The following is a 26,547-nucleotide window of genomic DNA, read 5'->3' as shown; positions in this document are numbered from 1 at the left end:
AAATCTTTTGTGCCTTTTGTGGTTAAAAACTATTCAAAAATCAATCAATGAAAACAAGATCTAAAATATTTGCAACCGCATTTTCTTTAAGCTTAGCCTTCTTTTCAGCCCAAAATAAAACTATCAAAACCCATTTCCTCGATTTGGACGGAACTTCTACCAACATCAAAATCCAACCCACTATGTACGGGATTTTCTTCGAGGACATCAACTTTGCGGCAGACGGCGGATTATATGCTGAACTGATTAAAAACCGCAGTTTCGAGTTCGATGAGCCTTTAACCGGCTGGAAACAACCCAACACAAAAACATTGTCTCCCAATTTAGATTCCGGTTTTTTGACAATCATCACTGACAAATCCAAAACTAATAAAAACTACGCAAGAATTACAGTTTGGAATGACAAAAATTATATTCTTGAGAACGAAGGTTTGAGAGGAATCGGTCTGCATCAAGGGGAGAAATATGATTTAAGTTTCAATTTAGAAAACATTTCAGGCAATATTTCTGCCATCAATACAAATCTGATTGATGAAAATGGAACATTGATTTCTTCAGTTTCTACAATTATAAAAGGTGGAGGATGGCAAAAATACAATGCTGTTTTCTCACCTTCCAAAACCGTTGAAAAAGCGAAGCTTGAAATCACTTTTACCGGAAAAGGAATTGTGAATATGGATATGATTTCACTGTTCCCGCAAGAAACTTGGAAAGGCAGAAAAGGCGGTTTAAGAAAGGATTTGGTTCAAAAATTATACGATTTGCAGCCGGGATTTTTACGTTTTCCGGGCGGTTGTATTGTCGAAGGAAGAACTTTAGCAGAACGTTATCAATGGAAAAAAACAATTGTTAAAGTAGAAGACCGCGAAAATCTTATCAATAAATGGAACAATGGATTTGCCCACCGTCTTACGCCTGATTATTGGCAGTCTTTCGGACTTGGCTTTTTTGAATATTTCCAATTGGCGGAAGATTTAGGCGCAGAACCACTTCCTATTTTAAGCTGTGGAATGGCTTGTCAATTCAACACTGCAGAACTCGTAAAAATGGAAGATTTAGACCCTTACGTTCAGGATGCTTTGGATTTGATTGAATTTGCAAACGGCGATTCCAACACGAAATGGGGAAAAATTCGTACAGAAATAGGACATTCGAAACCCTTTAATATGAAATTCATCGGTGTTGGAAATGAACAATGGGGAGCGGATTATATCGAACGTTACAAAGTTTTTGAAAAAGCGATTCACGCTAAATATCCCGATATCAAAATCATTTCCGGAAGCGGACCGTCTCCCGATGGCGAATTTTTCGATTACGGCTGGAAAGAACTTAAAAAACTGAATGCTCAGATTGTGGACGAACATTACTACAATTCCCCGGAATGGTTCTTAAAAAATGCCGATCGATATGATAAATACGACCGAAGAGGACCAAAAGTTTTTGCCGGAGAATATGCCGCGCAATCGGTTGGCGTTGTAAAACCAGATAACAAAAACAATTGGCTGACCGCGCTTTCGGAAGCCGCTTTTATGACCGGACTGGAACGCAACGCAGATGTTGTGACAATGACTTCCTATGCACCGCTTTTCGCCCACGCAGACGGTTGGCAATGGACGCCGGATTTGATTTGGTTCAATAATTTAAAATCTTACGCTACTCCAAATTATTACGTTCAGAAATTATTCTCCAACAACAAAGGAACAGATTTAATTAAAATCTCCGAAAACGGAAATCCATTGAAAGGTGAGAATAATCTCTATGCATCGGCAGTTCGTGACCTTAAAAAGGAAGAAACCATTATTAAAATTGTTAATTCCAGTTCTCAGGAAACTTCAGTTGAAATCAATCCGAAAAACATCAAAACTGACAATCGATTAACCAAAATTGTACTGACTTCTGCGGGACTTTCCGATGAAAATAATTTCCAATCAGAAACCATTATACCGAAAGAAGAAGTGCAGACGATTAAAAAGGGAAAAATTTCTGTTGAAATTCCGGCAAATTCTTTAGTTGTTTTAAAAATTAAATAGCTTCAAACCATCATTAACAAAGGAAAAATTAAAATTAAGTGTAAATATTACATTTATTTAAAATAGAATGTTATATTTGTTTTATCTCTAAAACAGAAAAGTTGAGATTTCTTTAAGATTAATTAAAACTTATTGTTAAATCTTTGATGAATGTAATCCATTGCATTTGTTATTTTGAAAAGAGCTAAAAAAAATAATCAAATAAATCACTTTTGTTAATGAAAAAGTACGTTATCGGCTTAGACTACGGAACAGATTCTGTTCGGGCCGTTTTGATTGATACGGAAAACGGGGCAGAACTGACAACTTCCGTAAGCTATTACCAAAGATGGAAAGAAGGAAAGTTCTGCAAGCCGGAAGAAAATCAATTTCGTCAGCATCCGCTCGACCATATCGAAGGTTTGGAGAAAACCATTTCAACCGTTGTGAAAGAAAGTGGTGTTGCGCCGGAAAGTATCGCCAGTATTTGTATAGATACGACGGGTTCGTCACCGCTTCCTGTGAACAAAGAAGGAATTGCCTTATCCCTTTTGCCAGAATTTTCAGAAAATCCGAATGCAATGATGGTGCTATGGAAAGACCATACTTCCATCAACGAAGCCGAAGAAATCAACCATCTGGCAAGAAACTGGGGCGGTGAAGATTATACAAAATTTGAAGGCGGAATCTATTCTTCTGAATGGTTTTGGGCAAAAATTCTCCATATCAACAGAGAAGATGAAGCCGTTAAAAATGCAGCATACAGCTGGATGGAGCATTGCGATTATCTTACATTTTTACTTTCCGACAACGCGGATTTAGCGTCTTTTAAAAGAAGCCGTTGTGCAGCCGGTCACAAAGCAATGTGGCACGAATCGTGGAACGGATTGCCTTCTAAAGAATTTCTTGGTCAGTTGGATCCTTCATTAGCAGAACTTCGCGACAGACTGTACGATAAAACCTACACGTCTGATGAAGTTGCCGGAAATCTGAACGAAGAATGGGCAACAAAATTAGGCTTAACGACCAACACCGTAATGGCTGTCGGAACTTTCGATGCTCATTCCGGAGCGGTCGGCGCAAAAGTAGAGGAGAATACGCTAATCAGAATTATGGGAACGTCAACCTGCGATATTATGGTGGCTCCCAACGAAATCATCGGCGACAAAACAGTTAAAGGAATCTGCGGACAGGTCGATGGTTCCGTGATTCCGGGATTGATGGGGTTAGAAGCGGGGCAATCTGCATTTGGTGATGTTTTGGCGTGGTACAAAGATATTCTGACTTGGCCTACACACCATATTCTGATGAATTCCAATGTCATTGATGAAAATCAAAAACAGTTGCTGAAAGAAGATATAGAAAACAATCTTATTCGCAATCTCACTTTGGAAGCGGAAAAAATTCCACTTTCGGAGGTTGTTCCGGTTGCCTTGGATTGGATTAACGGACGAAGAACACCAGACGCCAATCAGGAACTGAAAATGGCGATCAGCAACCTTTCATTGGGAACAAAAGCACCGCATATTTTCAAAGCTTTGGTGAATGCAATTTGCTTTGGAGCCAAAAAAATAGTCGACCGTTTCGAAGAAGAAGGCGTAAAAATCGAAAAAGTGATAGGAATTGGTGGCGTTGCCAGAAAATCACCGTTCATTATGCAGACGTTGGCCAACGTTCTTAATATGCCGATTGTAGTGGCAGCTTCAGACCAGGCTCCGGCCTTGGGCGCAGCTGTTTATGCAGCCGTTGCAGCGGGAATTTACCCGACTGTTCAGGAAGCCAGCCAAAAAATGGGCTCCGATTTCGAAGCAGAATATTTTCCACAAGTGGAAAAAGTAGAAAAATATGCAGAATTTATGAAACAGTATCAGGTTCTCGCAGATTTTACAGAAAATAATATCAAGTCTAAGAAAAAGTTAACGGTTGACAGTTTATAGTTGATAGAAGTTAAAGCAGAAAAGCTCCGTAGGAGCGCCCTGTTAATAGCAAACATGTACATATTATCATCACAAAGAGAGCCTCGTAGAGGCGACCTGTTAAATAATTACAATCATTTAAAAACTATCAACCAACAACTATCAACCAATAACTAAAATTATTATGGCAGCTTTATCCGTCTTCCGCTCCCAATCTTTTTTGCCAAAGCATTTCCCAATGCAAAAAAAGGATTTCCGCTCAAGCCGGGCTGCGATTGATTCGTTGGAGAGAACCCGAAGGGTTCAATATAAATAGCCGTAGGTGAAACCTATGGATGAAAGAACAGATTTTCAAAAAATATGCAAATAAGATGAGCATCTATAAAGAATTAAAACGAGAATGTTACGAAGCCAATATGCAGCTCGATGCATTGAAGCTGGTCGTTTACACATTCGGAAACGTGAGCGCCGTTGACCGTGACAAAGGAATCTTTGCCATCAAACCGAGTGGTGTTCCTTACGAATTATTGAAACCGGAAGACATCGTGATTTTAGATTACGATGCCAATGTGGTGGAAGGAAATTTAAGACCATCTTCCGATACCAAAACCCACGCTTATCTCTATAAAAACTGGGACAAAATCGGCGGAATCTCACATACACATGCCATCTATTCCGTAGCTTGGGCACAGGCACAGTTGGACATCCCGATTTTCGGAACCACGCACGCAGACCATCTGACAACAGATATTCCTTGCGCACCGCCAATGCGTGATGATTTAATCGAAGGAAATTACGAATATAACACTGGAATCCAGATTTTGGATTGTTTCAAAGAAAAGAACTTGTCTTACGAAGAAGTGGAAATGGTACTCATCGGAAATCATGGACCATTCACCTGGGGAAAAAATGCTGAAAAAGCCGTTTACAACAGCAAAGTCCTTGAAACTATCGCCGAGATGGCTTATCTCACAAGGCAAATTAATCCAAACGCACCCCGTTTGAAAGATTCATTAATCAAAAAACATTACGAACGGAAACACGGAAAAAATGCCTATTACGGACAGTAGTTTGACTTCTGGCGATGGCTTTTAGCTTTTGGCAATTGTCATCGTTCCATAGAAGACTACGAACCCGAAGGGTTCAACATTAGTAACCGTAGGTGAAACCTATGGAAAAAAATAAAAATCAATTATCAATCATAAATCATCATTTATAAAATATGTTAACACCTCTCAATACGAAAGAAATCTGGTTCATCACCGGAAGCCAGCATTTATACGGCCCTGAACCATTAGCGCAGGTTGCAGAACATTCAGCGAAAATCGTGGAAGCATTCAATGCCTCATCACAGATTCCTGTGAAAGTCGTTTTAAAGCCAACCGTAAAAACGACAGAAGAAATTTTTGAAACACTTACGGCTGCCAATTTCGCAAAAGACTGTATCGGAATCGTAACCTGGATGCACACGTTTTCACCTGCAAAAATGTGGATTCGTGGACTAACCGCTTTACAAAAACCTTTGTTGCATCTTCACACGCAGTTCAACCAGGATATTCCTTGGTCTACAATGGATATGGACTTTATGAACCTGAATCAGGCTGCGCACGGCGACCGTGAATTCGGATTTATGGTAAGCCGTCTTCGCAAAAACAGAAAAGTAGTTGTAGGACATTGGGCTGAAGAAAGAGTTCAGAAACAGATTGGAGAATGGAGTAGAGTTGCGGCTGGTTGGGATGATTGGCAAGGTGCGAAGTTTGCCCGTTTTGGTGATAATATGAGATTTGTAGCCGTTACGGATGGCGATAAAGTGGAAGCGGAAACGAAATTTGGATTTTCAGTCAATACTTGGGGAATTGGAGATTTGGTAAGCGTTGTCAATTCGATTGGTGATGGTGAAATCAAAACATTGATTGAAGAATATGAAGCTTCATATAAAATGACAGAATCTCTTCTTTCCGGAGGTTCAAACAGAAAATCTCTGGAAGTTGCCGCAAGAATAGAATTAGGTTTAGAAAAATTCCTGAAAGACGGAAATTTCAAAGGTTTTTCCGATACTTTTGAAGACCTTCACGGTTTAGAACAATTGCCTGGAATTGCCGTTCAAAGATTGATGGAAAAAGGGTATGGATTTGCCGGAGAAGGCGATTGGAAAACGGCTGCCTTAGTTCGCGCAATGAAGACAATGGGACAAGGTCTGGAAGGTGGAAATGCCTTTATGGAAGACTATACTTATCATTTAAATCCTTCAAATCCTTCAATTTTAGGTTCACATATGTTGGAAGTTGACCCTGTTTTGGCGATTGACAAACCATCTTGTGAAATTCATCCACTGGGAATTGGCGGAAAAGCTGATCCGGTTCGTCTGGTTTTCAATTCGAGAGGAAATATCGATTCTTTAAATGCAGCCTTAATGGATTTCGGAAATCATTTCAGACTTTTAATCAACAAAACAAAAGCATTGGAAATCACCGAAGAGTTGCCGAAACTTCCTGTTGCGAGAGTTCTTTGGAAACCGCTTCCTGACCTGTACACAGCAGCTGAAGCGTGGATTTTGGCAGGTGGAGCGCATCACACGTGTTACAGTGAGAACATCAGCGTTGAACAATTGGAAGATTTTGCAGAGATTGCAGGTATCGAATCGCTTGTTATTGATGAAGATACGAAAATCCGTGATTTTAAGAACACACTTCGCTGGAATGAAATATATTATCGTTAAACTTGCAAAACTTCTAAAAAATGAGAAAAACAAGTATCAACCTGATAATTCTTTTTGCCGTTTTATGTATTTTCGGGTGCAATAAAAAAGAAAATCAATCAAAAACTCAACCGGAAACAATGGAAAACATACAGGTTTCAGATTACGGAGTCACGCCAAAAGGCGATTCCATCAAAAAATATACTTTGACCAACAAAAACGGGATGAAGCTGGAAGTCATTAACTTCGGTGGAATTATTACTTCACTTACAGCTCCCGATAAAAACGGAAAATACGAAGATGTGGTTTTAGGTTTCACAAAGCCTGAAGATTATTTCAACGGAAATCCATATTATTTTGGAGCATTAATTGGCCGTTACGGAAACAGGATTGCCAATGCCAAATTCACTTTGGAAGGTAAAACCTATGACATCGACAAAAATGACGGTCCGAACAGTCTTCACGGTGGAAAAGAAGGATTCCATACCAAATTCTGGAATATTGAACCAGTGAAAGATGCTAAATTCTCAACTTTGAAACTGACTTACACAAGCGCAGACGGTGAAGAAGGCTATCCTGGAAAATTAACTACAACCGTTTTGTATACTTTGACGGACGACAACGCGCTTGAAATTTCTTACGAAGCGGAAACCGATAAACCGACTGTTGTTAATTTAACTCAGCATTCGTATTTCAATCTTTCTGGGAATTTCTCAAAAACAATTCTTGACCACGAATTACAAATCAACGCGGATAAATTCTTACCGGTGAATGAAACTCTAATTCCTACGGGTGAGCAAAAAGTGGTGAAAGGAAGTGCATTCGATTTCACAGCTTCAAAAGCAATTGGAAAAGATATCAATGCTGATGACAACCAACTGAAAAAAGGAAAAGGTTACGACCACAACTGGATTCTGAACGGAAGCGGATTGAGAAGCATTGCCAAAGTTTATCATCCTGAATCAAGAAGAGTAATGGAAGTTTTGACCGATGAACCGGGTGTTCAGTTTTATTCCGGAAATTTCCTTGATGGAAAATTCGATACCAAAACGGGTGGAAAAAATGAATTTAGAACAGGCTTTTGCTTAGAAACACAACATTTTCCGGATTCTCCAAACCAGACTTCGTTCCCTTCTACAGAATTAAAGCCGGGACAGAAGTATCATTCAAAAACAATTTATAAATTCTCAGTTAAGAAGTAGAGTATGGGAAATTTAGCAACTATAGATATCATCATATTTCTTATTTATTTTGTGGTGGTAGCGTCTTACGGAATCTGGATTTACAGAAAGAAAAAATCCGCAGCAACAGGCAGTAAAGATTATTTTCTTGCAGAAGGTTCACTCACTTGGTGGGCGATTGGAGCGAGCTTAATTGCTTCTAATATTTCAGCAGAACAATTTATTGGAATGTCCGGGGAAGGATTTTTTGTTGGAGTAGCCGTTGCTGCTTATGAATGGATTGCCGCGCTTGCACTTATTATCATAGCCATTTGGTTTATTCCTATTTATCTTAAAAATAAGATTTATACGATGCCTCAATTTCTCGAAACCCGTTACAACAAATCGGTTTCCCTGATTATGGCGGTGTTCTGGCTGTTTTTATATGTGATTGTCAACCTGACTTCCATTCTTTATTTGGGTGCTTTGGCAATCGATACTTTATTGGGTGGCGGTCATCTTCATATCATTATGATTGGATTGCTTTTAATGGCATTATTAATCGGTCTTGGCGGTATGAAAGTAATCGGTTACACCGATGTAATTCAGGTGGCGGTTTTGATTATCGGAGGCTTTGCAACAGTTTATATGGCGCTTCAGATTGTTGACCAGAGAATCAATGGAGCGGCTGTAGGAAATGCTTTTGCAGGTTTTCAGACCTTGATGAAGGAAGCTCCACAACATTTCAAATTGATGCTTGAAAAACCGGTTAAAACAACGACAACTTTAGCAATGCCTGAAAATCTAGATGTTCAGAAATATGTTGTCCTTCCGGGATTGGCAATGTATTTTGCAGGACAGTGGATTGTTAATTTAAATTATTGGGGTTGTAACCAGTACATCACGCAAAGAGCTTTGGGAGCTGATTTGAAAACAGCAAGAACCGGGATTTTATTCGCAGGATTCTTGAAATTATTTATGCCGATTATCGTAATGCTTCCAGGAATTGCAGCTTACGTTTTGTATACAAAAGGTCACTTACCTGGCTTTAACGGAGTGAAAGACGGAGCATATTCTGCAATATTAGGATTTTTGCCGGTTGGTCTGAAAGGTCTTGCTGTAGCGGCTTTGACGGCGGCAATTGTTGCTTCTTTGGCAGGGAAAGTAAACAGTATCTCAACGATTTTCACATTAGACATTTATAAAAAATATTTGAAGGCTGATGCAACGGAAATACAGATGGTAAGAACCGGAAGATGGGCGATTATTATTGCAATGTTTGTAGCTTTGGCATTTACCTGGACAGATGTTTTAGGTATTGGTGGTGAAGGTGGATTTACATTTATTCAGAAATACACAGGATTTATCAGTCCGGGCGTTTTTGCGATGTTCCTTTTGGGAATGTTCTGGAAAAGAACAACCGGAACTGCAGCTTTGGTAGGCGTAATTTTAGGATTTGTTCTGGCGATTTTCTTCAACAGTTTTGCTGTGGGTATTTTCGGAAAGGAGACTTGGTTGTACACGGCTTTTACGTATGAAAAACTGGAAAACGGGGTAGTTCACACAATTACTGAAATTCCATTCCTGATTAATATGGGTTGGTCATTCTTTTTCACAATTGTAGCAATGATCCTCATCAGTCTTGCCGGACCGAAAGTGAATCCGAAAGCTTTTGTTATCGATGCAACGATGTTTAAGGTCGATAACAGAACGTTGGTTTTAATTGTTGTTACTTTACTTTTACTGACTGCACTTTACGTCAGATTTTGGTAAATTTTAAGCATAATAAAGTAAAAAAACAGGATATCGATTTGATATCCTGTTTTTATTTATATGATCGGAGGCTTAAATTCGAAACATAAATCCTTCCGCAATTTTTTTATTATATTTTTCTTCATCGAAAGTATAGAGAAAAGAGCCTTTTTTAGAAGAGCTCATATCTTTTTCCGTGGTCTTTACCAAGACATCCAATGCATTGATTTTGCTGGTGAAATTTCTCTTGTCATATTTTTCATCAAAAATAGCTTCATAAAGATTTTGCAAATCTTTCATGGTGAATTTTTCTGTCAGCAGCTCGAAGCCGATGGGTCTTGTCGTTGCTCTTCTTCTCAGTCTCAGAACTGCATCTTTTACCATATCATTGTGGTCGAAAATCAGTTCAGGGCGGTCTTTCAGGTCAAACCATTTGGCGCTGTATCTATCATTAATCTGAATGTCTTTTTCAATATTAATCAATGCATAATATGAAATCGACATGATTCTAGCAGTCGGTTCACGGTCTATTTCGGTATAAGCATTCAGTTGCTCAAGATAAATATTTTCCAACCCCGTTAATGTATGCAAAACACGGGTGGCAGCCTGGTCAGAACTTTCTTTATCATCAATAAAACCACCCATTAGAGACCATTCTCCTTTTTTCGGTTCAAGATTTCTTTTTATCAAAAGAATTTTAAGATTTTCACCGTCAAAACCGAAAATTATACAGTCAACAGCTACCAAATGTCGTGGATATTGAGAATAGTCCTGAGTCATCTATTATATTTTTTACAAAGTTAAAGTTTTTATTGGTTGATTACATGATGGATAGCATATAAATGTTTTTTTTACACTTTATTTTTCTTAATTATTAATTTAATTTTTAAAATTTTGTATTTAAGCTAATATTTTGGGAGTAATAATGAGCTGAATTCATTAAATTTTATTCATAAACAAGATTAAAAATGAGTGAATTTAATGTTAAAAATATGTTAAAATTATCAATCCTCATATTTCAGATTTGTTTTAATTATTTGCCAAGGCTTAGCTTAAAAAATACGATAACCCTTTCAGTGAATTTAAAATAATATCATTTCAAAGTTCTTGATTGATATTGATTATAAGTAATTTCAAGCTATATGTCTGATTTTCGCGATTTTTAATAATCTTATTTTTTATGATAAGCCTTTGGTTTTTGTTTATTTTTTCTTTGACTTTAAAATAAGAATTTTTTTGATTTTATCCTTATATACTGCAAAATTCTTTGCCATATAGATTCTTTCTTTTATTTTAGAAATGTTGAAATAACATTTATTAATGAATCGAAAATCGCTGATAGTATTTTTAAGTTTGGGAACACTTGCTTTCGGGCAGGTGAAAAAAAACATCACTTATTTTCCTCTGAATAAGGTCGCTCTATCGGAAAGCGTTTTCAGCAGGGCGATGCAGACGGATAAAAACTATATCATGTCGATGGATGCCGACCGTTTGTTGGCTCCATATCTGAAAGAAGCGGGACTCAATCCTAAAAAACCAAATTATCCCAACTGGGAAAACACTGGATTGGATGGTCATATCGGCGGTCATTATATTTCAGCTTTGGCATTGATGTATGCTTCTACAGGCGATACAAAGGTAAAACAGCGCCTCGATTATATGATCGATGAGCTGGAGCGTTGCCAGAATCTTTCAGAAAACGGCTATCTTTCGGGTGTTCCGAATGGCAAAAAAATCTGGAAGGAAATCTCAGATGGCAATATTCGTGCATCCGCTTTCGGACTGAATGATCGTTGGGTTCCGTTATATAATATTCACAAAATATATTCGGGTTTGCGAGATGCCTATTGGTATGCAGACAGTGAAAAAGCAAAGAAAATGCTCATCAAGCTTACCGATTGGATGGCGGATGAAGTTTCAGGACTTTCTGATGAGCAGATCCAGGAGATGTTGAGAAGCGAACACGGCGGACTGAACGAAGTTTTTGCTGATGTTTACGACATTACAAAAAATCAAAAATACTTAAAGCTTGCCCATCGATTTTCGCATTTGGCTATTTTGAATCCTTTGCTAATTCATGAAGACAAACTGACGGGAATTCACGCCAATACACAGATTCCGAAAGTGATTGGCTTCAAAAGGATTGCCGATTTGGAACATAATAAAGAGTGGAACAGTGCGGCAGATTTTTTCTGGACGAATGTTACGCAAAAACGTTCAGCAATTATCGGTGGAAACAGTGTGAGTGAACATTTTAATCCAACAACCGATTTCAGCGGAATGATTAAAAGTATTGAAGGTCCCGAAACCTGCAATACCTACAATATGCTGAAGCTGACCAAAGAGCTTTTCGCCACCAATCCAAAATCATCTTACCTAGATTATTACGAAAGAGCTTTGTACAATCATATTCTTTCCACGCAAAACCCTGAAAAGGGTGGTTTTGTGTATTTCACGCCGATGCGTCCCGGTCATTACAGAGTGTATTCTCAACCAGAAACGAGCTTCTGGTGCTGTGTTGGTTCGGGAATGGAAAACCATGCCAAATATGGTGAAATGATTTATGCACATTCGGATAACGATTTGTATGTCAATTTGTTTATTCCGTCTGTTTTAAAATGGTCGGAGAAAAAATTAGTTTTAAGACAGGAAAATAATTTCCCACAGACACCTTCCACAAAATTAGTATTCGATCTTGCGCCAAAATCTGAAATCAATTTAAAATTAAGAGCTCCGGAATGGACGAATGCTTCACAGATAAGTGTTTCCATTAATTCAAAAAATATCAATATTCCTGTCAATTCCGAAGGGTATATCAATATCAAAAAGAAATGGAAAAAAGGCGATGTCATTGAAATGAAAATGCCGATGCATCTTTCTGCGGAACAGCTTCCGGATAATTCCGATTATTATGCATTCAGATACGGACCTATCGTTTTGGCAGCAAAATATGGTAAAGAAAATCAGCAGGGATTGTTTGCCGATGACAGCCGAGGCGGACACATTGCGGACGGACCACAAATTCCGTTGAATGATATTCCGACGATTTTGGGATCTTCAACAAATGTTTTGGATCATTTAAAAATTGTTAATGAGAAAGATTTGACATTTAAAATTAATGGTCTTTATCCTCAGAATAAATTCAGCAACGGGTTGGAACTTGTTCCATTTTATCAGGTTCAGGAAGAGCGATATATCATCTATTTTCCTCAGGCAACTCAGGATAAAATCGAAATCATTCAGCAGAAAAAAACTCAGGAAGAAGAAGCTGTACGAAAACTGGATAATATCACAACGGACAAAATTCAGTTAGGCGAGCAACAGCCGGAATCCGACCACTTTTATGACAGCAAAGATGCCTACGATGGCTATATGGAAGACCGTCATTTCCGAGATGCTAAAGGCTGGTTCAGCTATCAGATGAGAAACAAGGATAAAAATGCAAAATACCTTTACCTATTGTATTTCGATGCCAATAACAATCGTACATTGAATGTTGAAATCAACGGAATTAAAGTATTTTCAAAAGATTTTGAAGGAAAAATGGGAAGTTCACCGCAATCATTATTAATTCCTGTTCCTGAATCGGAAAAGAAAAAAGAAACACTCACCATAAAATTTATTTCGGGCGAAAAATCTCTTACTCCAAAAATTATTGAAGTGAGATTACTGAACGAATTACCAAAATAAAACTAATATGTCAAATAATATTTTTACTAGAATTCTAGGATTGTTCCTGTTGATTTTCAGTCTTTGTGTTGAGGCTAGAATTAAACTTCCTGCATTGGTTTCAGATGGTATGGTTTTACAACGAAATCAGAAATTAAATCTCTGGGGAAAAGCCGATGCCAATGAAAAAGTAGAAGTTAAGTTTCTCAATAAAAGTTACAAAACCACTGCAGACCAAAACGGAAGCTGGAAAATCATTCTTCCGGAACAGAAAGCAGGTGGTCCGTACACAATGACAATCAACGAAATTACTTTGAAAGATATTCTTATTGGCGATGTTTGGCTGGCTTCCGGACAGTCGAATATGGAATTGCCTATGCGCAGACTGACGCCGCTTTATTCAAACGAAATCAAAAATGCAAACAATCAGAATATCCGTTTTTTCACAGTTCCTCAGAAATATAATTTCAAATCGCAACAGACTGAATTAGACGGTGGGAAATGGGAAGCTACAAATTCTCAAACCATTCTGAATTTCTCTGGTGTTGCTTATTTTTTTGCTAAAGATTTAAGTGAAAAAAATAAAGTTCCTGTAGGAATCATTCACTCCAGTTTGGGTGGTTCGCCAATTCAGGCTTGGATGGATGAAAATTCTTTGAAAAAATATCCTGAATACCTCGACGAAGCAAAAAAATGGCAGAACGATGATTTGATAAAATCTACAGAATCTTCAGAACAGGCGCTCAGCAAGGCTTGGTATGCGGAATTAGACCAAAGCGATATTGGACTCAATCAACACTGGGAAAAATTTGATTTAAATGATTCGGACTGGAAAACGATGAAAATTCCCGGTTCTTGGGAAGATAAAGAAGGTTCTTTCGATGGTTCTGTTTGGTTTAGAAAAGAAATTATTTTAACAAAAAATCAGGCAGGAAAAGCAGCATTTTTGAATCTTGGAAGAATTAAAGACGCTGATGTAACCTACATCAACGGAACAAAAGTCGGAAATGTAACTTATGAATATCCGCCACGTTGGTATGACGTTCCAGCCGGAATTTTGAAAGAAGGTAAAAATATAATTGCCGTAAGAGTTTCCAACGGGAGCGGAAAAGGGCAGTTTATTGCAGACAAGCCGTATTACCTTGAAATCGACGGACAAAAAATAGATTTAAAATCCGAATGGAAATATAAAATCGGAGCAAAAGTCGACAGAATGGCTCCCGGACAAACCTTTATACGTTGGAAACCGACGGGATTGTACAATGCGATGATTAATCCTTTAATTAATTATAACATCAAAGGTACACTTTGGTATCAGGGCGAAAGCAACACCGGAAAACCTAAAGAATACGGCGATTTATTAACAACGATGATTACAGACTGGAGAAACAAATTCAATAACAAAGAAATGCCGTTTATCACTGTTCAGCTGGCTAATTTTATGGAGTCAAAAGCACAGCCGATAGAAAGCAACTGGGCGGAACTCAGAGACCAGCAACGTAAAGTGTCATTACAAGTTCCGAATGCCGGACTTGCCGTAATCATCGACATCGGCGAGTGGAATGACATTCATCCGCTGGATAAAAAAACAGTGGGAGACAGGCTGGCTTTGCAGGCGATGAAACTGGCTTACGGAAAAAACATCGTTGCAGACGGCCCGGTTTATCAGTCGATGAAAGTTGACGGAAATAAAATCGTTCTTACTTTCAAAAAAGGAACCGATGATTTTGCTCCGATTGCTGAACTGAAAGGTTTCGCCATCAAAAATGCCGATGGAAAATGGGCTTGGGCAAAAGCAAAAATCGAAGGAAAAACAATTGTGGTTTGGAATGACTCGGTAACAAATCCTGTTGCAGTCCGTTACGACTGGGCAGACAATCCCGATGGAAACCTGAAAAACAAAACCGGACTTCCCGCATCACCTTTCACAACGGAATAACTCAAGGCTTAAATTCCTTAATTTAAATAAACTTGTTTATTTCTAATTTATTTAAACATTAAGGATTTAAGAAATTTAATAATAAGTGAAAATTTTAAGAAATTAACAAGTCAATTTTATTTAAGAAAAATTAAGCCTCTTAAATTCTTAATGTTTAAAAAATCTTTCATCTATCAGTCTATTATCTATCTATCTAAATAAAAAACAACCATAAACTATATGAACAATCCATCTCAGAAAATATCTGTCGTTGAAAAAATCGGCTACAGTTTGGGAGATTTAGCGGCCAATCTGGTGTTCCAGACTTTGGTGACTTACTTAGCTTATTTTTACACCGATATCTACGGATTAAAGCCGGAAGACGCCTCCATTATTACTTTGATTGTCGGACTCGTTGCCGGTTTCGGGTTCAATCCGATGGTAGGTGCTTTGGCAGACAGAACCCGAACCAAATGGGGGAAATTCCGTCCGTGGATTTTATTTTCTGCCGTTCCGTTGGGTGCAGCAGCACTTTTTGCATTCAGCACGCCCAATTTTTCGTATCAGGGGAAAATGATTTATGCAGCAGCAACTTACACAATTTTATTACTCTTGTACGCGGCTAATAATTTACCTTACGCAGCACTGAGCGGCGTGATTACAGGCGATATGGGCGAGCGAAACAGCATTTCCTCTTACCGTTTTGTGGCGGTGATGTTTGCACAGTTTTTCGTTCAGGTATTTATGTTGCCCATAATTTTATCGGCAGGGAAAGGTGACAAAGCAGCCGGAATCGAAATTGTGATGACCTGGTTAGCGATTATCGGAACGATTATGTTGCTCATCACATTTTTCACTACCAAAGAAAGAGTCATTCCAAAACCGGAGCAGGAATCCTCTTTGGGAGCCGATTTAAAAGACTTAAAGAAAAACAAGCCTTGGATAATAATGTTGGTAGTTACAGCCTTGATTTTCATTACTTTGGCAATGAAAGGCGGTTCATACGTTTATTATTTCAACAATTATGTCGATGAAACTTCTTTGAAAAATTTCATTTCGCCGATTACCGCATTTTTCAGTTCCATCGGAATGAATTTCTTCGGTGAAGACCCTCGTTCAGCAGGTTTCGGGCTCTTCAATGCAGGCGGAATCATTATGATGATTGTTGGGATTACCTTCTCAAAAAGATTTGCCGATAAATACGGGAAAAGAGATGCGTTCATCGCTTCTTTGTTTATTTCAACTTTATTTATTGTTGCATTCATCTTTTATCCGCCGAAATCGGTAGGATTAATGTTCCTTTCCCAGATTCTGCACGGCTTTTTCTACGGAATCAGTACACCGTTGCTTTGGGCAATGATTGCGGATGTAGCCGACTATTCCGAGTGGAAAAACAACAGGCGCGCCACAGCCATTATTTTTTCCGCGATGATGGTTGGATTAAAAGTAGGTTTGAGCATCGGAAGCTCGTTGGTTTCTTCCATTATCGGGCATTACGGCTACATTTCATCCGAAGGAACCGAAAACGTTATCCAGCCGGAATCCGTTGCAAACGGCGCTCAGATGCTGGTCAGTATTTTTCCGGCCATTCCGTTCTTTGCGGCGTGTGGATTATTAATGTTCTACGAAATCAACAAAAAAATGGAAACCCAAATCGAACAAGAACTCAAAGAAAGAAGGAAAAAAGAAGATTAGTATTGGTTTAATTGTTTGGGCAGCTTAATCCGTCTTCCACTCCCGCTTTTTTGTTCCGCTTTGCTCCACAAAAAGAGCTCCGTTCAAGCCGGGCTGCGAGAGATTCGACTTTTTAATTTAATGATGATTAAAAAATTAAGTTCTGTATTTCTTAGCTGAGTGTAACGCCTTTGCGAACCTTAAAAAAGTATAGTAGTCAAAAAATCTTTGTGCTCTTTGCGTTTAAAATTTAAAAAATTAACAATGAAAAAAATAGCTGCATTATTAGGAATTTTAGCCTTGACCGTTTCCTGCAAAACAGCAAGTTCGGCATCCTCAAAAGATTCCCTGAAAGATTCCTACAAAAATAAATTCTACATCGGAACCGCAATGAGCCTTCCGCAAATTGACGGTACTGATGTAAAATCGGATGAAATCATCAAGAAGCAATTTAGCTCCATTGTTGCGGAAAATTGTATGAAATCAATGTTTATCCAACCTCAGGAAGGAAAATTCTTCTTTGGTGATGCTGATAAATTCGTAGAATTCGGAGAGAAAAACAAAATGTTCATCATCGGTCATACCTTGATTTGGCATTCACAATTACCAAGATGGTTTTTCGTGGACAAAGACGGAAAAGATGTTTCTCCCGACGTTCTGAAACAAAGAATGAAAAGTCATATTTCAACGTTGGTCGGCAGATACAAAGGCCGTATAAAAGGTTGGGATGTCGTAAACGAAGCGATTATGGAAGACGGAACGTACCGCAAAAGCAAATTTTACGAAATTCTCGGCGAAGAATTTATTCCGCTTGCTTTCCAATATGCGCAGGAAGCTGACCCGAATGCCGAACTCTATTACAACGATTACAACGAATGGTTTCCGGAAAAAGTAAAAACCGTTACCAAAGTTGTTAAAAATCTAAAATCCAGAGGAATCAGAATCGATGGAGTCGGAATGCAGACCCACGTAGGATTAGACAATCCAAAACTGGAAGAATACGAAAAAGCAATCGTCGATTACGCAGCAGCCGGAGTAAAAATCAATGTTACCGAAATGGAAATAAGTGCTCTTCCTTCACCGTGGGGAACTTCTGCGAATGTCTCCGACAAAGTAGAATATGAGGCGAAAATGAATCCTTACACCAAAGGATTACCTGAAAATGTGACAAAAGAATGGGAAAACCGCTATCTGGATTTTTTCAGACTATTCATTAAACATCAGGATAAAATCAGACGAGTGACATTGTGGGGCGTTACCGACAATCAATCCTGGAAAAACGATTTCCCGGTAAAAGGCAGAACAGATTATCCGCTGCCATTCGACAGAAATTATCAGGCAAAACCAGTTGTAGAGAAATTAATTCAATTAACGAAAGAAAAATAATTATTAAACCACAAAAGTAACAAAAGACTTACTTTACAGTTAAGAGCATCAAAAGAACAAAAAAGCAAAACGTCTACTGCGGCTTCCTTTTTTGAACTTTTGATTAGCTAAAATTTTCAATCATTTCTTTTGTGCCTTTTGTGGTTAAAAAACAAAATCTATTACCTAAAAATCAAAACTATAAAATGAACAAAGCAAAATACCTTTTCCCGAAAGATTATATGGCAGACCCTTCCGTACACGTTTTTGAAGGAAAACTTTACATTTATCCATCACACGACCGTGAAAGCGGCATCGAAGAAAACGACAACGGCGACCATTTCGATATGAATGATTACCACGTTTTCTCCCTTGATGATGTGGAAAATGGCGAAGTTACGGACCACGGTGTTGTTCTTTCGGTAAAAGATATTCCTTGGTCGGGAAGACAGTTATGGGATTGCGATGTGGCTTTCAAAAATGGCAAATATTATATGTATTTTCCGCTGAAGGACAAAAATGATATTTTCAGAATCGGGGTTGCGGTGAGCGATAAATCTTATGGTCCGTTTGTTCCGGAAAAACATCCGATGATGGGAAGTTACAGCATCGACCCTTGTCTTTTTGAGGATAACGGAAAGCATTATATGTATTTCGGTGGAATCTGGGGTGGGCAATTGCAGCGCTATAGAAATAACAAGGCTTTAGAATCTGCCATTCTTCCTAACGATAATGAGCCCGCCATTTCATCAAAAGTCGTAGCTTTAAGTGATGATATGCTGGAATTTGGTGAAGAACCGAAAGATGTTGTGATTTTGGACGAAAACGGAAATCCTTTGCTTCACGGTGACAAACACCGTTTTTTTGAAGCATCCTGGATGCACAAATACAACGATAAATATTACTTTTCATATTCCACAGGAGACACGCATTTGATTTGTTATGCGGTGGGCGATAATCTTTATGGTCCGTTTACTTTCCAGGGTGAAATTTTGACACCTGTTGTGGGTTGGACCACGCATCACAGTATTGTGGAATTTAAAGGGAAATGGTATCTGTTTTTCCACGATTCTGTTCCGAGTGGCGGAAGAACGTGGCTAAGAAGTATGAAGGTTGTTGAAATTGAATACGATAACGACGGTAAAATCAAAACCATTGAAGGACTGGAAGACAGTAAGTAAATCTTTAGTTTGTTATTGATGCTTAAATTGTTTTCATTAAAGAGAACCCGAAGGGTTCAACAAAAGTAGCCGTAGGTGAAACCTATGGAATATTAACGATAAAAACCGAACCTGAAGGGTTCATATCAATAGGCGTAGGTAGAACCTATGGAATTTAAAGCAAAAATTTAAAATAATGCAACATTTCCGACATTACATATTACTGTTTCTAATCCTTCCGTTAATGGCTTTTGCTGAAGACGGAAGTCAGTTATGGCTGAGATATCCGGTTAATCCAAAGCTAAGAAATATTGTGAATTCAAACAGTAAAAGTCCGACTATTGAAATCGCCAAAAAAGAACTGAACCAACATTGGGCAGGACAAGCCGTTGATTTGAAGATTGACAGATTTCCGGAAAATTTTAAAGACGGATACAAAATCGTTTCTACTCCAAAAAAAATCAGCGTTTTGGCAAAAACAGATTTAGGATTGCTGTACGGAAGTTATCATATCTTGAATTTACAACAACAGAAAGCCAATTTTTCTAATCTGAAACTTGAAGAAAAACCTTCCTACGACGTAAGAATTCTTAACCATTGGGACAATCTCGACGGAACCATTGAACGCGGTTATGCTGGTCATTCGCTTTGGAAGTGGGAAGACTTACCTAATAAACTTTCGCCGAGATACGAAGAATATGCAAGAGCCAACGCATCCATCGGAATCAACGCAACGGTATTAAATAATGTGAATGCATCACCAAATATGCTTCGTGAAGATTATCTTAAAAAAGTCAAAATTTTAGCCGATATTTTCAGACCTTACGGAATCAAAGTTTATCTGTCTGTCAATTTTTCTTCACCAAAAGTTTTGGGTGGATTACAGAATTCAGACCCGTTGAATGAGGATGTTCAGAAATGGTGGAAAGATAAAGCGGCTGAAATTTACAAACTGATTCCTGATTTCGGAGGATTTTTGGTAAAAGCCAATTCCGAAGGACAGCCCGGACCGCAGGATTACGGAAGAACCCACGCAGACGGAGCCAATATGATGGCAGATGTTTTGAAACCTTATGGCGGAATCGTGATGTGGAGAGCATTTGTTTACAGCCCGAGCAAAGAAGACCGTGCGAAACAGGCACATCTGGAATTTGTTCCTTTAGATGGAAAATTCAGAGACAATGTCATTATTCAGATTAAAAACGGACCCATAGATTTTCAGCCTAGAGAAGCCTTCAACCCGCTATTCGGGGCATTGAGAAAAACTTCTGAAATGGTCGAATTTCAAATTACCCAGGAATATTTAGGACAGGCTAATCATCTGGTTTTTCTGGCGCCGTTATTCAAAGAAACTTTAGACAGCGATACATTTTCGGATGGAAAAGGTTCTACGATTGCTAAAATCACGGATGGAACTTTACGACCTGCAAAATTAACGGCGATTTCCGCTGTTGCCAATATAGGAGAAGATCAAAACTGGACGGGACATCACTTTGCACAGGCTAATTGGTACGCTTTCGGACGTTTGGCCTGGAATCACGATCTAACCTCGGAACAGATTGCAGATGAATGGATTAAAATGACTTTTACTAATAATAAAGACTTCGTAAATCCAGTCAAAGAAATAATGCTTACTTCACGTGAAACTGCCGTAGATTATATGATGCCGCTTGGTCTTCACCACATTTTTGCCGGCGGTCACCATTACGGTCCGGAACCGTGGGGCGATTACAAAGGCGGAAGACCCGATTGGTCACCGGTGTATTATCATCAGGCTAATGCAGAAGGAATCGGATTCGATAGAACAAAAACGGGAAGCGATGCTGCTTCGCAATATTTTCCGCCACTTAACGAAATCTATGGAAACATCAAGACAACTCCTGAAAGCCTGATTCTTTGGTTCCACCACGTTCCTTGGGATTATAAAATGAGTGATGGAAAAACACTTTGGGATGAGTTGTGTTACAAATATGATTCTGGAGTTCACGAAGTGAGAGATTATCAGAAAACCTGGGACAAAATGCAACCTTATGTTGATCCGCAAAGATTCTCAGATGTTCAGGATAAACTGAAAATTCAGGCAAAAGATGCCGTTTGGTGGAAAGATGCGTGCCTGTTGTATTTTCAAACTTTTTCCCAAAAGCCAATTCCGTCTGACATTGAAAAACCTGTTCAACAGCTTGAAGATCTAAAGAAAATCAAGCTCAATATGGGGCATCACAATTAATCAACCTATTTAAATTTAAACAAATAACTTCTAAATCTTTTGAGACAGGAAGTTGTTTGTTTTGTGAATTAAGTGTAAATTTAACACTTAAATAAAATTAACAATATAATCTATGAAATTTTTTATCGACACTGCCAACTTGGAGCAGATAAGAGAAGCTCAGAATTTGGGAATCCTTGATGGCGTTACAACCAATCCGTCTCTAATGGCAAAAGAAGGAATCAGCGGAAAAGAAGCTATTTTGCAACATTACAAAGATATTTGCGAAATTGTAGACGGCGATATTTCAGCGGAGGTTCTTTCCACAACCTATGAAGAAATGATCAAAGAAGGCGAGGAGTTGGCAGCCATTCATCCAAATATAGTGGTAAAAGTTCCCATCATCAAAGACGGAATCAAGGCGATCAAATATTTTTCCCAAAAAGGAATCCGCACCAATTGCACCCTAATTTTCTCAGCCGGACAGGCTCTTTTAGCGGCAAAAGCAGGAGCAACTTATGTTTCTCCGTTCTTAGGCAGACTGGATGATGTTTCCACAGACGGTCTTCATTTAATCCAGGAAATCAGAACCATTTTCGATAATTATGGATATGAAACTGAGATTTTAGCAGCCTCCGTTCGTCACTCGATGCACATCATCAACTGCGCAAAAATTGGTGCTGATGTCGTGACTTGTCCTTTGCCTCCGATTTTGTCATTGCTGAAGCATCCTTTAACGGATTCTGGCTTGGAGCAGTTTATCAAAGACTCACAAAAAATGCAATAAAAATATGCACGATATTTCAAAACTAAAAAGTATCGCTTCTCAGGTCAGAAGAGATATTGTAAGAATGGTTCACGCCTGCCAGTCGGGACACCCGGGAGGTTCATTAGGATGTACAGATTTTCTCGTAGCCCTTTATTTTGATGCGATGAAAAGAAAAGAAGGATTTGATATGACGGGGAAAGGCGAAGATGTCTTTTATCTTTCCAATGGTCATATTTCTCCTGTTTTTTATAGTGTTTTGGCGCACGCAGGATATTTCGACAAATCTGAGCTGGCAACATTCAGAAAACTGAATTCCAGATTGCAGGGACATCCCACTACGCATGAGCATCTTCCCGGAGTTCGAATTGCATCCGGTTCGCTTGGACAGGGATTGTCTGTAGCAGTCGGTCACGCGGTCGGAAAGAAATTAGATAAAGATCCGAATCTTGTTTTCAGTCTTCACGGTGACGGCGAATTGCAGGAAGGGCAAAACTGGGAAGCGATTATGTATGCCTCCCACAACAAAGTTGATAATCTCATCGCCACCGTAGATTATAACGGACAGCAGATTGACGGTCCGACTTCCAAAGTACTATCTCTTGGAAATCTTAAAACCAAGTTTCAAGCTTTTGACTGGAAGGTTCTTGAAGTAGAAAACGGAAATGATATGGAAGAAATTCTGAACGTTCTGAACGAAGCCAAATCATTAGCAGGGAAAGGTCAGCCGATTTGTATCCTGTTGAAAACAGGAATGGGCTACGGTGTCGATTATATGATGGGAAGTCATACATGGCATGGAAAAGCACCGAATGACGAGCAACTGGCAAAAGCATTAGACCAATTAGAAGAAACTTTGGGTGATTATTAAAATAATTTGGGGCAGCTTAGAACTTCGTTCGTAGATTTCGATAAAAGCCTTCACTTTTCTCTCATCTATGTCTTCCGCTCCCGCTTTTTTGCAAATTTCCCAATGCTTGTTCCTACAACCGAAATTTGCAAAAAGAGCTCCACTCAAGCCGGGCTGCGAGAGATTCGCTGTTTAAATTAATGTTTTTAAAGAACCCGAAGGGTTCAATATTAATAGCCATAGGTAAAACCTATGGAAATGTAATGAATGGTAATCCATCAACAGATATAAAAAATGAAAAAATATACCTACACAGAAAAAAAAGACACCCGAAGCGGCTTCGGAGCGGGAATGGCAGAATTGGCGGATAAAAATCCCAATGTTGTCGGACTTTGCGCAGACCTTATCGGTTCTTTAAAATTCGAAAAATTCATTGAAAAAGCACCGGAACGTTTTTTCCAGGTCGGAATTGCAGAAGCCAATATGATTGGAATGGCAGCAGGTCTGGCAATAGAAGGTAAAATTCCGTTTACCGGAACTTTTGCTAACTTTTCTACGGGAAGAGTGTACGACCAGATTCGTCAGTCGGTGGCTTATTCAGGGAAAAATGTTAAGATTTGTGCATCTCACGCTGGTTTAACTTTAGGCGAAGACGGTGCTACTCACCAAATTCTCGAAGACATCGGATTAATGAAAATGCTTCCCGGAATGACGGTTATCAATACCTGTGATTACAACCAGACCAAAGCGGCAACCATTGCCATTGCCGATTACGAAGGTCCGGTTTATTTACGTTTTGGACGTCCTGTAATTCCTGTTTTTACCGATGAAAATCAAAAGTTCGAAATCGGAAAAGCGTGGATGGTGAATGAAGGAAAAGATGTCACGATTGTTGCAACAGGGCATTTGGTTTGGGAAGCCATTAAAGCCGGAGAAATTCTTGAAGAGCAGGGCATTGACGCAGAAATTATCAATATCCACACTATCAAACCTTTAGATTCGGAATCAATTCTTACTTCCGTTAAAAAAACGGGTTGTGTAGTAACTGCGGAAGAACATAACAGATTAGGAGGATTAGGCGACAGCGTTGCGCAGCTTCTCATTACAGAACATCTTGCGCCTCAGGAATACGTTGCCGTCAAAGACAGTTTCGGGGAAAGCGGAACACCCGATCAACTGATGGAAAAATACGGATTGACTGCCAATGATATTGTTGAAGCAGTGAAAAAAGTGATGAGTAGAAAATAATTTCAAATTAAATTATGGTTTTGAAGCATTAAATTTTCATCAAAAAATTATGAAAAAATAAGATAGAAAATTTTGAACGAGAACCATTGCGAGTAAATTTGCAGCAGATCTAAAATTGGTAAGCTACTCCAGATTGGTCGCGGTCGGTTCTCGCTCATTGCTAACTGCAAACCTTTTCCTAATTGTCTAAGGAATTATTGATCGAAATTTAAATGTACTAATTGATAATTTTGAAATTTAAAAAAGCAATAATGTTTTTGTAAACTGAATCAAAGTGTTAGGTTATCTTGTATAATTAAAATTCGGCAGTTTCTTAAAATAGCATATATTTTCGTATTTCCAATATTTTAGTTCATCACTAGCGGATCTATTAATACTTTACATTTTACGATTAGCTTTTTTTATTTAACCAATTCTGAGATTTGAGATAATTCGGAATTTTTATATTGATCGTAGATGTGCGAGTGAAAATCATTCAGCTTCTTTAGCAATTCTAAAAGTTCGGCCTTTTCCTTATTGTCGAGTTTTCCTGCCAGAATTCTAGAGGTCAGATTCACTTTTTCAACGGAGCGGTGGAAATAATCTTCACCTTTTCGGGTAATGTTGAGACGCTTGCTTCTTTTGTCTTCTATATCATTTTTTTCTTCAATTAGACCATACTCCAAAAGCCGCTTGATTATTTGAGTTCCGGTTTGTTTTTCATGCCCGTTTCTTTCAATCAGCTGAATTTTAGTTAGATTCGGTTCGTCTTTAAGCCGATAGAGATAAGTAAATTCTTCGTTAGCCAGTTCAGGAAAATCATTAAGTCCTTTTCTTATCAGCTGTTTAGAATAACGTCCCAAAAGCAAAACCTGCTTACATATTTCATTTTCCGTGAATGATACCTGATGCTGTTCATTTTTAAAAAGTTTTGTCGGACTCTCTTTTCTGTATTTTTGATCGTTGATCCAAAGACGGAAATCCTCCAGTGTTGAGTGAGGTTTATAAGCTTCGGAATTTTCAAATTCTTTTACCTGATGAAGCAAATCAATGAAAAAGTCAGTATTCATAGCGCAAATTTAACTTAATTTTTTTTACAGTCTTATACTTCCAAGTCCACCGTCGATTCCAAATATTTGTCCGGTAATCCACGCCGATTTATCCGAAACCAAAAATGCCGTCATCTCAGCAATTTCTTCAGCTGTTCCGACTCTCTGCAGCGGATGTCTTTTCGCGGAAGCTTCTCTTTTTTCAGGGGTTGCTAAAAGTTGTGATGCTAAGTTTGTGTCCGTCAAAGAAGGCGCAATTGTGTTCACCCTGATTTTCTGTGCCGAAAATTCTGCTGCCAAACTTTTGGTCAACCCTTCCACCGCGTTTTTACTCGCTGCAATCGAAGCGTGAAAAGGCATTCCCAATTTTGCTGCCACTGAACTAAAAAGCACAACTGAAGAACTTTCCGATTTTTTTAGATTCGGCAATAGTTTCTGAATAATTTTCACCGCTCCCAAAACATTGATTTCAAAATCATTCTTAAAATCCTCCACAGAAAACCGGTTAAAAGGTTTTAAATTAATACTTCCCGGCGCATAAACCAGTCCGTCCACCACTTCAGGGAACGTAATTTCATCTAAATTTCCTGAAAGAATATCCATTGTATGGAATTCAATATTGGGGTGATTCAATTCTGGATTTTCCGTTCTTGAAATTCCGATAATCTTATTTTCTTCTGCAAGAATTTTTGTCGTTGCTAATCCGATTCCTTTTCCGCAACCGATGATGACGATATTTTTCATAATAATTTATATTAATGTTTTTGAACACGAAGCCCACAAATACTTTTTTACTTTGAATATCTTTATCTTCAGGAAGATTTTATGCATTTGTGGTAAAAAATTACCTTTTTGAGATTTTATTATTGCTGATAATTCTTTGTCTGCTACATCTAAAGCGGTCGATTTCTTCACTTCTCTTCTTCAGATGTTTCTTACTGACTCCGGAATTTACTCTCTTTCTCCAAAGCTTAAAACTTGATTCTTTCAATTCCGAACGCATCAGTTCAATCACTTCCGCTTCACTGATTTCAAACTGAAACTTTATCGCTTCAAACGGCGTTCTGTCTTCCCAGCCCATTTCGATGACTCTGTCGATTTCTTTTATGTTGAGGTTTTTATTCATTG

19 protein-coding genes are annotated in these 26,547 nt (G+C 38.5%); 15 read left to right on the top strand and 4 right to left on the bottom strand.

What is annotated here, in order from left to right; all coding sequences use genetic code 11:
- Positions 1–47 precede the first annotated feature (47 nt).
- From ACKX2A_RS04685 to ACKX2A_RS04660, 6 genes are all read left to right on the top strand, one after another.
- Positions 48–2,030 carry an alpha-L-arabinofuranosidase C-terminal domain-containing protein gene (locus ACKX2A_RS04685; RefSeq protein WP_415327887.1) on the top strand — a complete coding sequence of 661 codons (1,983 nt, stop codon included), beginning with the start codon at positions 48–50 and terminating at the stop codon, positions 2,028–2,030.
- Between the two features lie 218 nt (positions 2,031–2,248).
- Positions 2,249–3,946 carry a ribulokinase gene (locus tag ACKX2A_RS04680; RefSeq protein WP_415327885.1) on the top strand — a complete coding sequence of 566 codons (1,698 nt, stop codon included), beginning with the start codon at positions 2,249–2,251 and terminating at the stop codon, positions 3,944–3,946.
- 350 nt (positions 3,947–4,296) lie between these two features.
- The gene (locus ACKX2A_RS04675; RefSeq protein WP_415329413.1) at positions 4,297–4,995 is read left to right on the top strand and encodes an L-ribulose-5-phosphate 4-epimerase; all 699 of its coding nucleotides are present in this window, start codon (positions 4,297–4,299) and stop codon (positions 4,993–4,995) included.
- Between the two features lie 152 nt (positions 4,996–5,147).
- On the top strand, positions 5,148–6,644 hold the full coding sequence (araA, locus tag ACKX2A_RS04670) for an L-arabinose isomerase (RefSeq protein WP_415327883.1): 1,497 nt from the start codon (positions 5,148–5,150) through the stop codon (positions 6,642–6,644).
- Positions 6,645–6,664: 20 nt separating this feature from the next.
- Entirely contained in the window at positions 6,665–7,825 is a 1,161-nt protein-coding gene (locus ACKX2A_RS04665) for an aldose epimerase family protein (RefSeq protein ID WP_415327881.1), read from the top strand.
- A gap of 3 nt (positions 7,826–7,828) precedes the next feature.
- Complete coding sequence (locus ACKX2A_RS04660; RefSeq protein ID WP_415327880.1) at positions 7,829–9,556, top strand: sodium:solute symporter family transporter; 1,728 nt, start codon at positions 7,829–7,831, stop codon at positions 9,554–9,556.
- A 72-nt stretch (positions 9,557–9,628) separates the two neighbouring features.
- Here the strand turns inward: ACKX2A_RS04660 and ACKX2A_RS04655 are convergent, their stop codons facing one another.
- Entirely contained in the window at positions 9,629–10,315 is a 687-nt protein-coding gene (locus ACKX2A_RS04655; RefSeq protein WP_415327879.1) for an NUDIX hydrolase, read from the bottom strand.
- Positions 10,316–10,855: 540 nt separating this feature from the next.
- Between ACKX2A_RS04655 and ACKX2A_RS04650 the strand changes: the two genes are divergently transcribed.
- From ACKX2A_RS04650 to ACKX2A_RS04610, 9 genes are all read left to right on the top strand, one after another.
- Positions 10,856–13,225: a beta-L-arabinofuranosidase domain-containing protein gene (locus ACKX2A_RS04650; RefSeq protein ID WP_415327877.1), complete on the top strand. Its 2,370-nt coding sequence runs from the start codon at positions 10,856–10,858 to the stop codon at positions 13,223–13,225.
- 7 nt (positions 13,226–13,232) lie between these two features.
- Positions 13,233–15,143, top strand: coding sequence for a sialate O-acetylesterase (locus ACKX2A_RS04645; RefSeq protein ID WP_415327876.1), 1,911 nt, complete (start codon positions 13,233–13,235; stop codon positions 15,141–15,143).
- Between the two features lie 219 nt (positions 15,144–15,362).
- The gene (locus ACKX2A_RS04640) at positions 15,363–16,817 is read left to right on the top strand and encodes an MFS transporter (protein WP_415327874.1); all 1,455 of its coding nucleotides are present in this window, start codon (positions 15,363–15,365) and stop codon (positions 16,815–16,817) included.
- A gap of 243 nt (positions 16,818–17,060) precedes the next feature.
- Entirely contained in the window at positions 17,061–18,182 is a 1,122-nt protein-coding gene (locus ACKX2A_RS04635) for an endo-1,4-beta-xylanase (protein WP_415327872.1), read from the top strand.
- 185 nt (positions 18,183–18,367) lie between these two features.
- Positions 18,368–19,342: a glycoside hydrolase family 43 protein gene (locus ACKX2A_RS04630; protein ID WP_415327871.1), complete on the top strand. Its 975-nt coding sequence runs from the start codon at positions 18,368–18,370 to the stop codon at positions 19,340–19,342.
- Positions 19,343–19,517: 175 nt separating this feature from the next.
- Positions 19,518–21,548 carry an alpha-glucuronidase gene (locus ACKX2A_RS04625; RefSeq protein WP_415327869.1) on the top strand — a complete coding sequence of 677 codons (2,031 nt, stop codon included), beginning with the start codon at positions 19,518–19,520 and terminating at the stop codon, positions 21,546–21,548.
- Between the two features lie 112 nt (positions 21,549–21,660).
- Positions 21,661–22,314: a fructose-6-phosphate aldolase gene (gene fsa, locus ACKX2A_RS04620; protein WP_415327867.1), complete on the top strand. Its 654-nt coding sequence runs from the start codon at positions 21,661–21,663 to the stop codon at positions 22,312–22,314.
- A gap of 4 nt (positions 22,315–22,318) precedes the next feature.
- On the top strand, positions 22,319–23,164 hold the full coding sequence (locus ACKX2A_RS04615) for a transketolase (protein WP_415327866.1): 846 nt from the start codon (positions 22,319–22,321) through the stop codon (positions 23,162–23,164).
- Between the two features lie 273 nt (positions 23,165–23,437).
- Positions 23,438–24,391: a transketolase family protein gene (locus tag ACKX2A_RS04610; protein ID WP_415327864.1), complete on the top strand. Its 954-nt coding sequence runs from the start codon at positions 23,438–23,440 to the stop codon at positions 24,389–24,391.
- Positions 24,392–24,792: 401 nt separating this feature from the next.
- On the opposite strand, the gene ACKX2A_RS04605 is transcribed toward ACKX2A_RS04610, so the two are convergent.
- The 3 genes from ACKX2A_RS04605 to ACKX2A_RS04595 form a co-directional block, all read right to left on the bottom strand.
- Positions 24,793–25,440 carry a MarR family winged helix-turn-helix transcriptional regulator gene (locus ACKX2A_RS04605; protein WP_415327863.1) on the bottom strand — a complete coding sequence of 216 codons (648 nt, stop codon included), beginning with the start codon at positions 25,438–25,440 and terminating at the stop codon, positions 24,793–24,795.
- A 24-nt stretch (positions 25,441–25,464) separates the two neighbouring features.
- Positions 25,465–26,163 carry an SDR family NAD(P)-dependent oxidoreductase gene (locus ACKX2A_RS04600; protein WP_415327861.1) on the bottom strand — a complete coding sequence of 233 codons (699 nt, stop codon included), beginning with the start codon at positions 26,161–26,163 and terminating at the stop codon, positions 25,465–25,467.
- A gap of 100 nt (positions 26,164–26,263) precedes the next feature.
- The gene (locus ACKX2A_RS04595) at positions 26,264–26,545 is read right to left on the bottom strand and encodes a TIGR03643 family protein (RefSeq protein WP_415327859.1); all 282 of its coding nucleotides are present in this window, start codon (positions 26,543–26,545) and stop codon (positions 26,264–26,266) included.
- Between the last annotated feature and the right edge of the window lie 2 nt (positions 26,546–26,547).

Source organism: Chryseobacterium sp. MMS23-Vi53 (assembly GCF_047651245.1).
Taxonomy (GTDB): Bacteria; Bacteroidota; Bacteroidia; order Flavobacteriales; family Weeksellaceae; genus Chryseobacterium.
The sequence above is the reverse complement of the archived record's forward strand: the minus strand, read 5'-3'. Positions and strand labels throughout refer to the sequence as shown.

Coding starts and splice junctions, on each gene's coding strand:
- ACKX2A_RS04685 (WP_415327887.1), top strand. CDS start 48: ATGAAAACAAGATCTAAAATATTTGCAACCGCATTTTCTTTAAGCTTA.
- ACKX2A_RS04680 (WP_415327885.1), top strand. CDS start 2,249: ATGAAAAAGTACGTTATCGGCTTAGACTACGGAACAGATTCTGTTCGG.
- ACKX2A_RS04675 (WP_415329413.1), top strand. CDS start 4,297: ATGAGCATCTATAAAGAATTAAAACGAGAATGTTACGAAGCCAATATG.
- araA (WP_415327883.1), top strand. CDS start 5,148: ATGTTAACACCTCTCAATACGAAAGAAATCTGGTTCATCACCGGAAGC.
- ACKX2A_RS04665 (WP_415327881.1), top strand. CDS start 6,665: ATGAGAAAAACAAGTATCAACCTGATAATTCTTTTTGCCGTTTTATGT.
- ACKX2A_RS04660 (WP_415327880.1), top strand. CDS start 7,829: ATGGGAAATTTAGCAACTATAGATATCATCATATTTCTTATTTATTTT.
- ACKX2A_RS04655 (WP_415327879.1), bottom strand. CDS start 10,315: ATGACTCAGGACTATTCTCAATATCCACGACATTTGGTAGCTGTTGAC.
- ACKX2A_RS04650 (WP_415327877.1), top strand. CDS start 10,856: ATGAATCGAAAATCGCTGATAGTATTTTTAAGTTTGGGAACACTTGCT.
- ACKX2A_RS04645 (WP_415327876.1), top strand. CDS start 13,233: ATGTCAAATAATATTTTTACTAGAATTCTAGGATTGTTCCTGTTGATT.
- ACKX2A_RS04640 (WP_415327874.1), top strand. CDS start 15,363: ATGAACAATCCATCTCAGAAAATATCTGTCGTTGAAAAAATCGGCTAC.
- ACKX2A_RS04635 (WP_415327872.1), top strand. CDS start 17,061: ATGAAAAAAATAGCTGCATTATTAGGAATTTTAGCCTTGACCGTTTCC.
- ACKX2A_RS04630 (WP_415327871.1), top strand. CDS start 18,368: ATGAACAAAGCAAAATACCTTTTCCCGAAAGATTATATGGCAGACCCT.
- ACKX2A_RS04625 (WP_415327869.1), top strand. CDS start 19,518: ATGCAACATTTCCGACATTACATATTACTGTTTCTAATCCTTCCGTTA.
- fsa (WP_415327867.1), top strand. CDS start 21,661: ATGAAATTTTTTATCGACACTGCCAACTTGGAGCAGATAAGAGAAGCT.
- ACKX2A_RS04615 (WP_415327866.1), top strand. CDS start 22,319: ATGCACGATATTTCAAAACTAAAAAGTATCGCTTCTCAGGTCAGAAGA.
- ACKX2A_RS04610 (WP_415327864.1), top strand. CDS start 23,438: ATGAAAAAATATACCTACACAGAAAAAAAAGACACCCGAAGCGGCTTC.
- ACKX2A_RS04605 (WP_415327863.1), bottom strand. CDS start 25,440: ATGAATACTGACTTTTTCATTGATTTGCTTCATCAGGTAAAAGAATTT.
- ACKX2A_RS04600 (WP_415327861.1), bottom strand. CDS start 26,163: ATGAAAAATATCGTCATCATCGGTTGCGGAAAAGGAATCGGATTAGCA.
- ACKX2A_RS04595 (WP_415327859.1), bottom strand. CDS start 26,545: ATGAATAAAAACCTCAACATAAAAGAAATCGACAGAGTCATCGAAATG.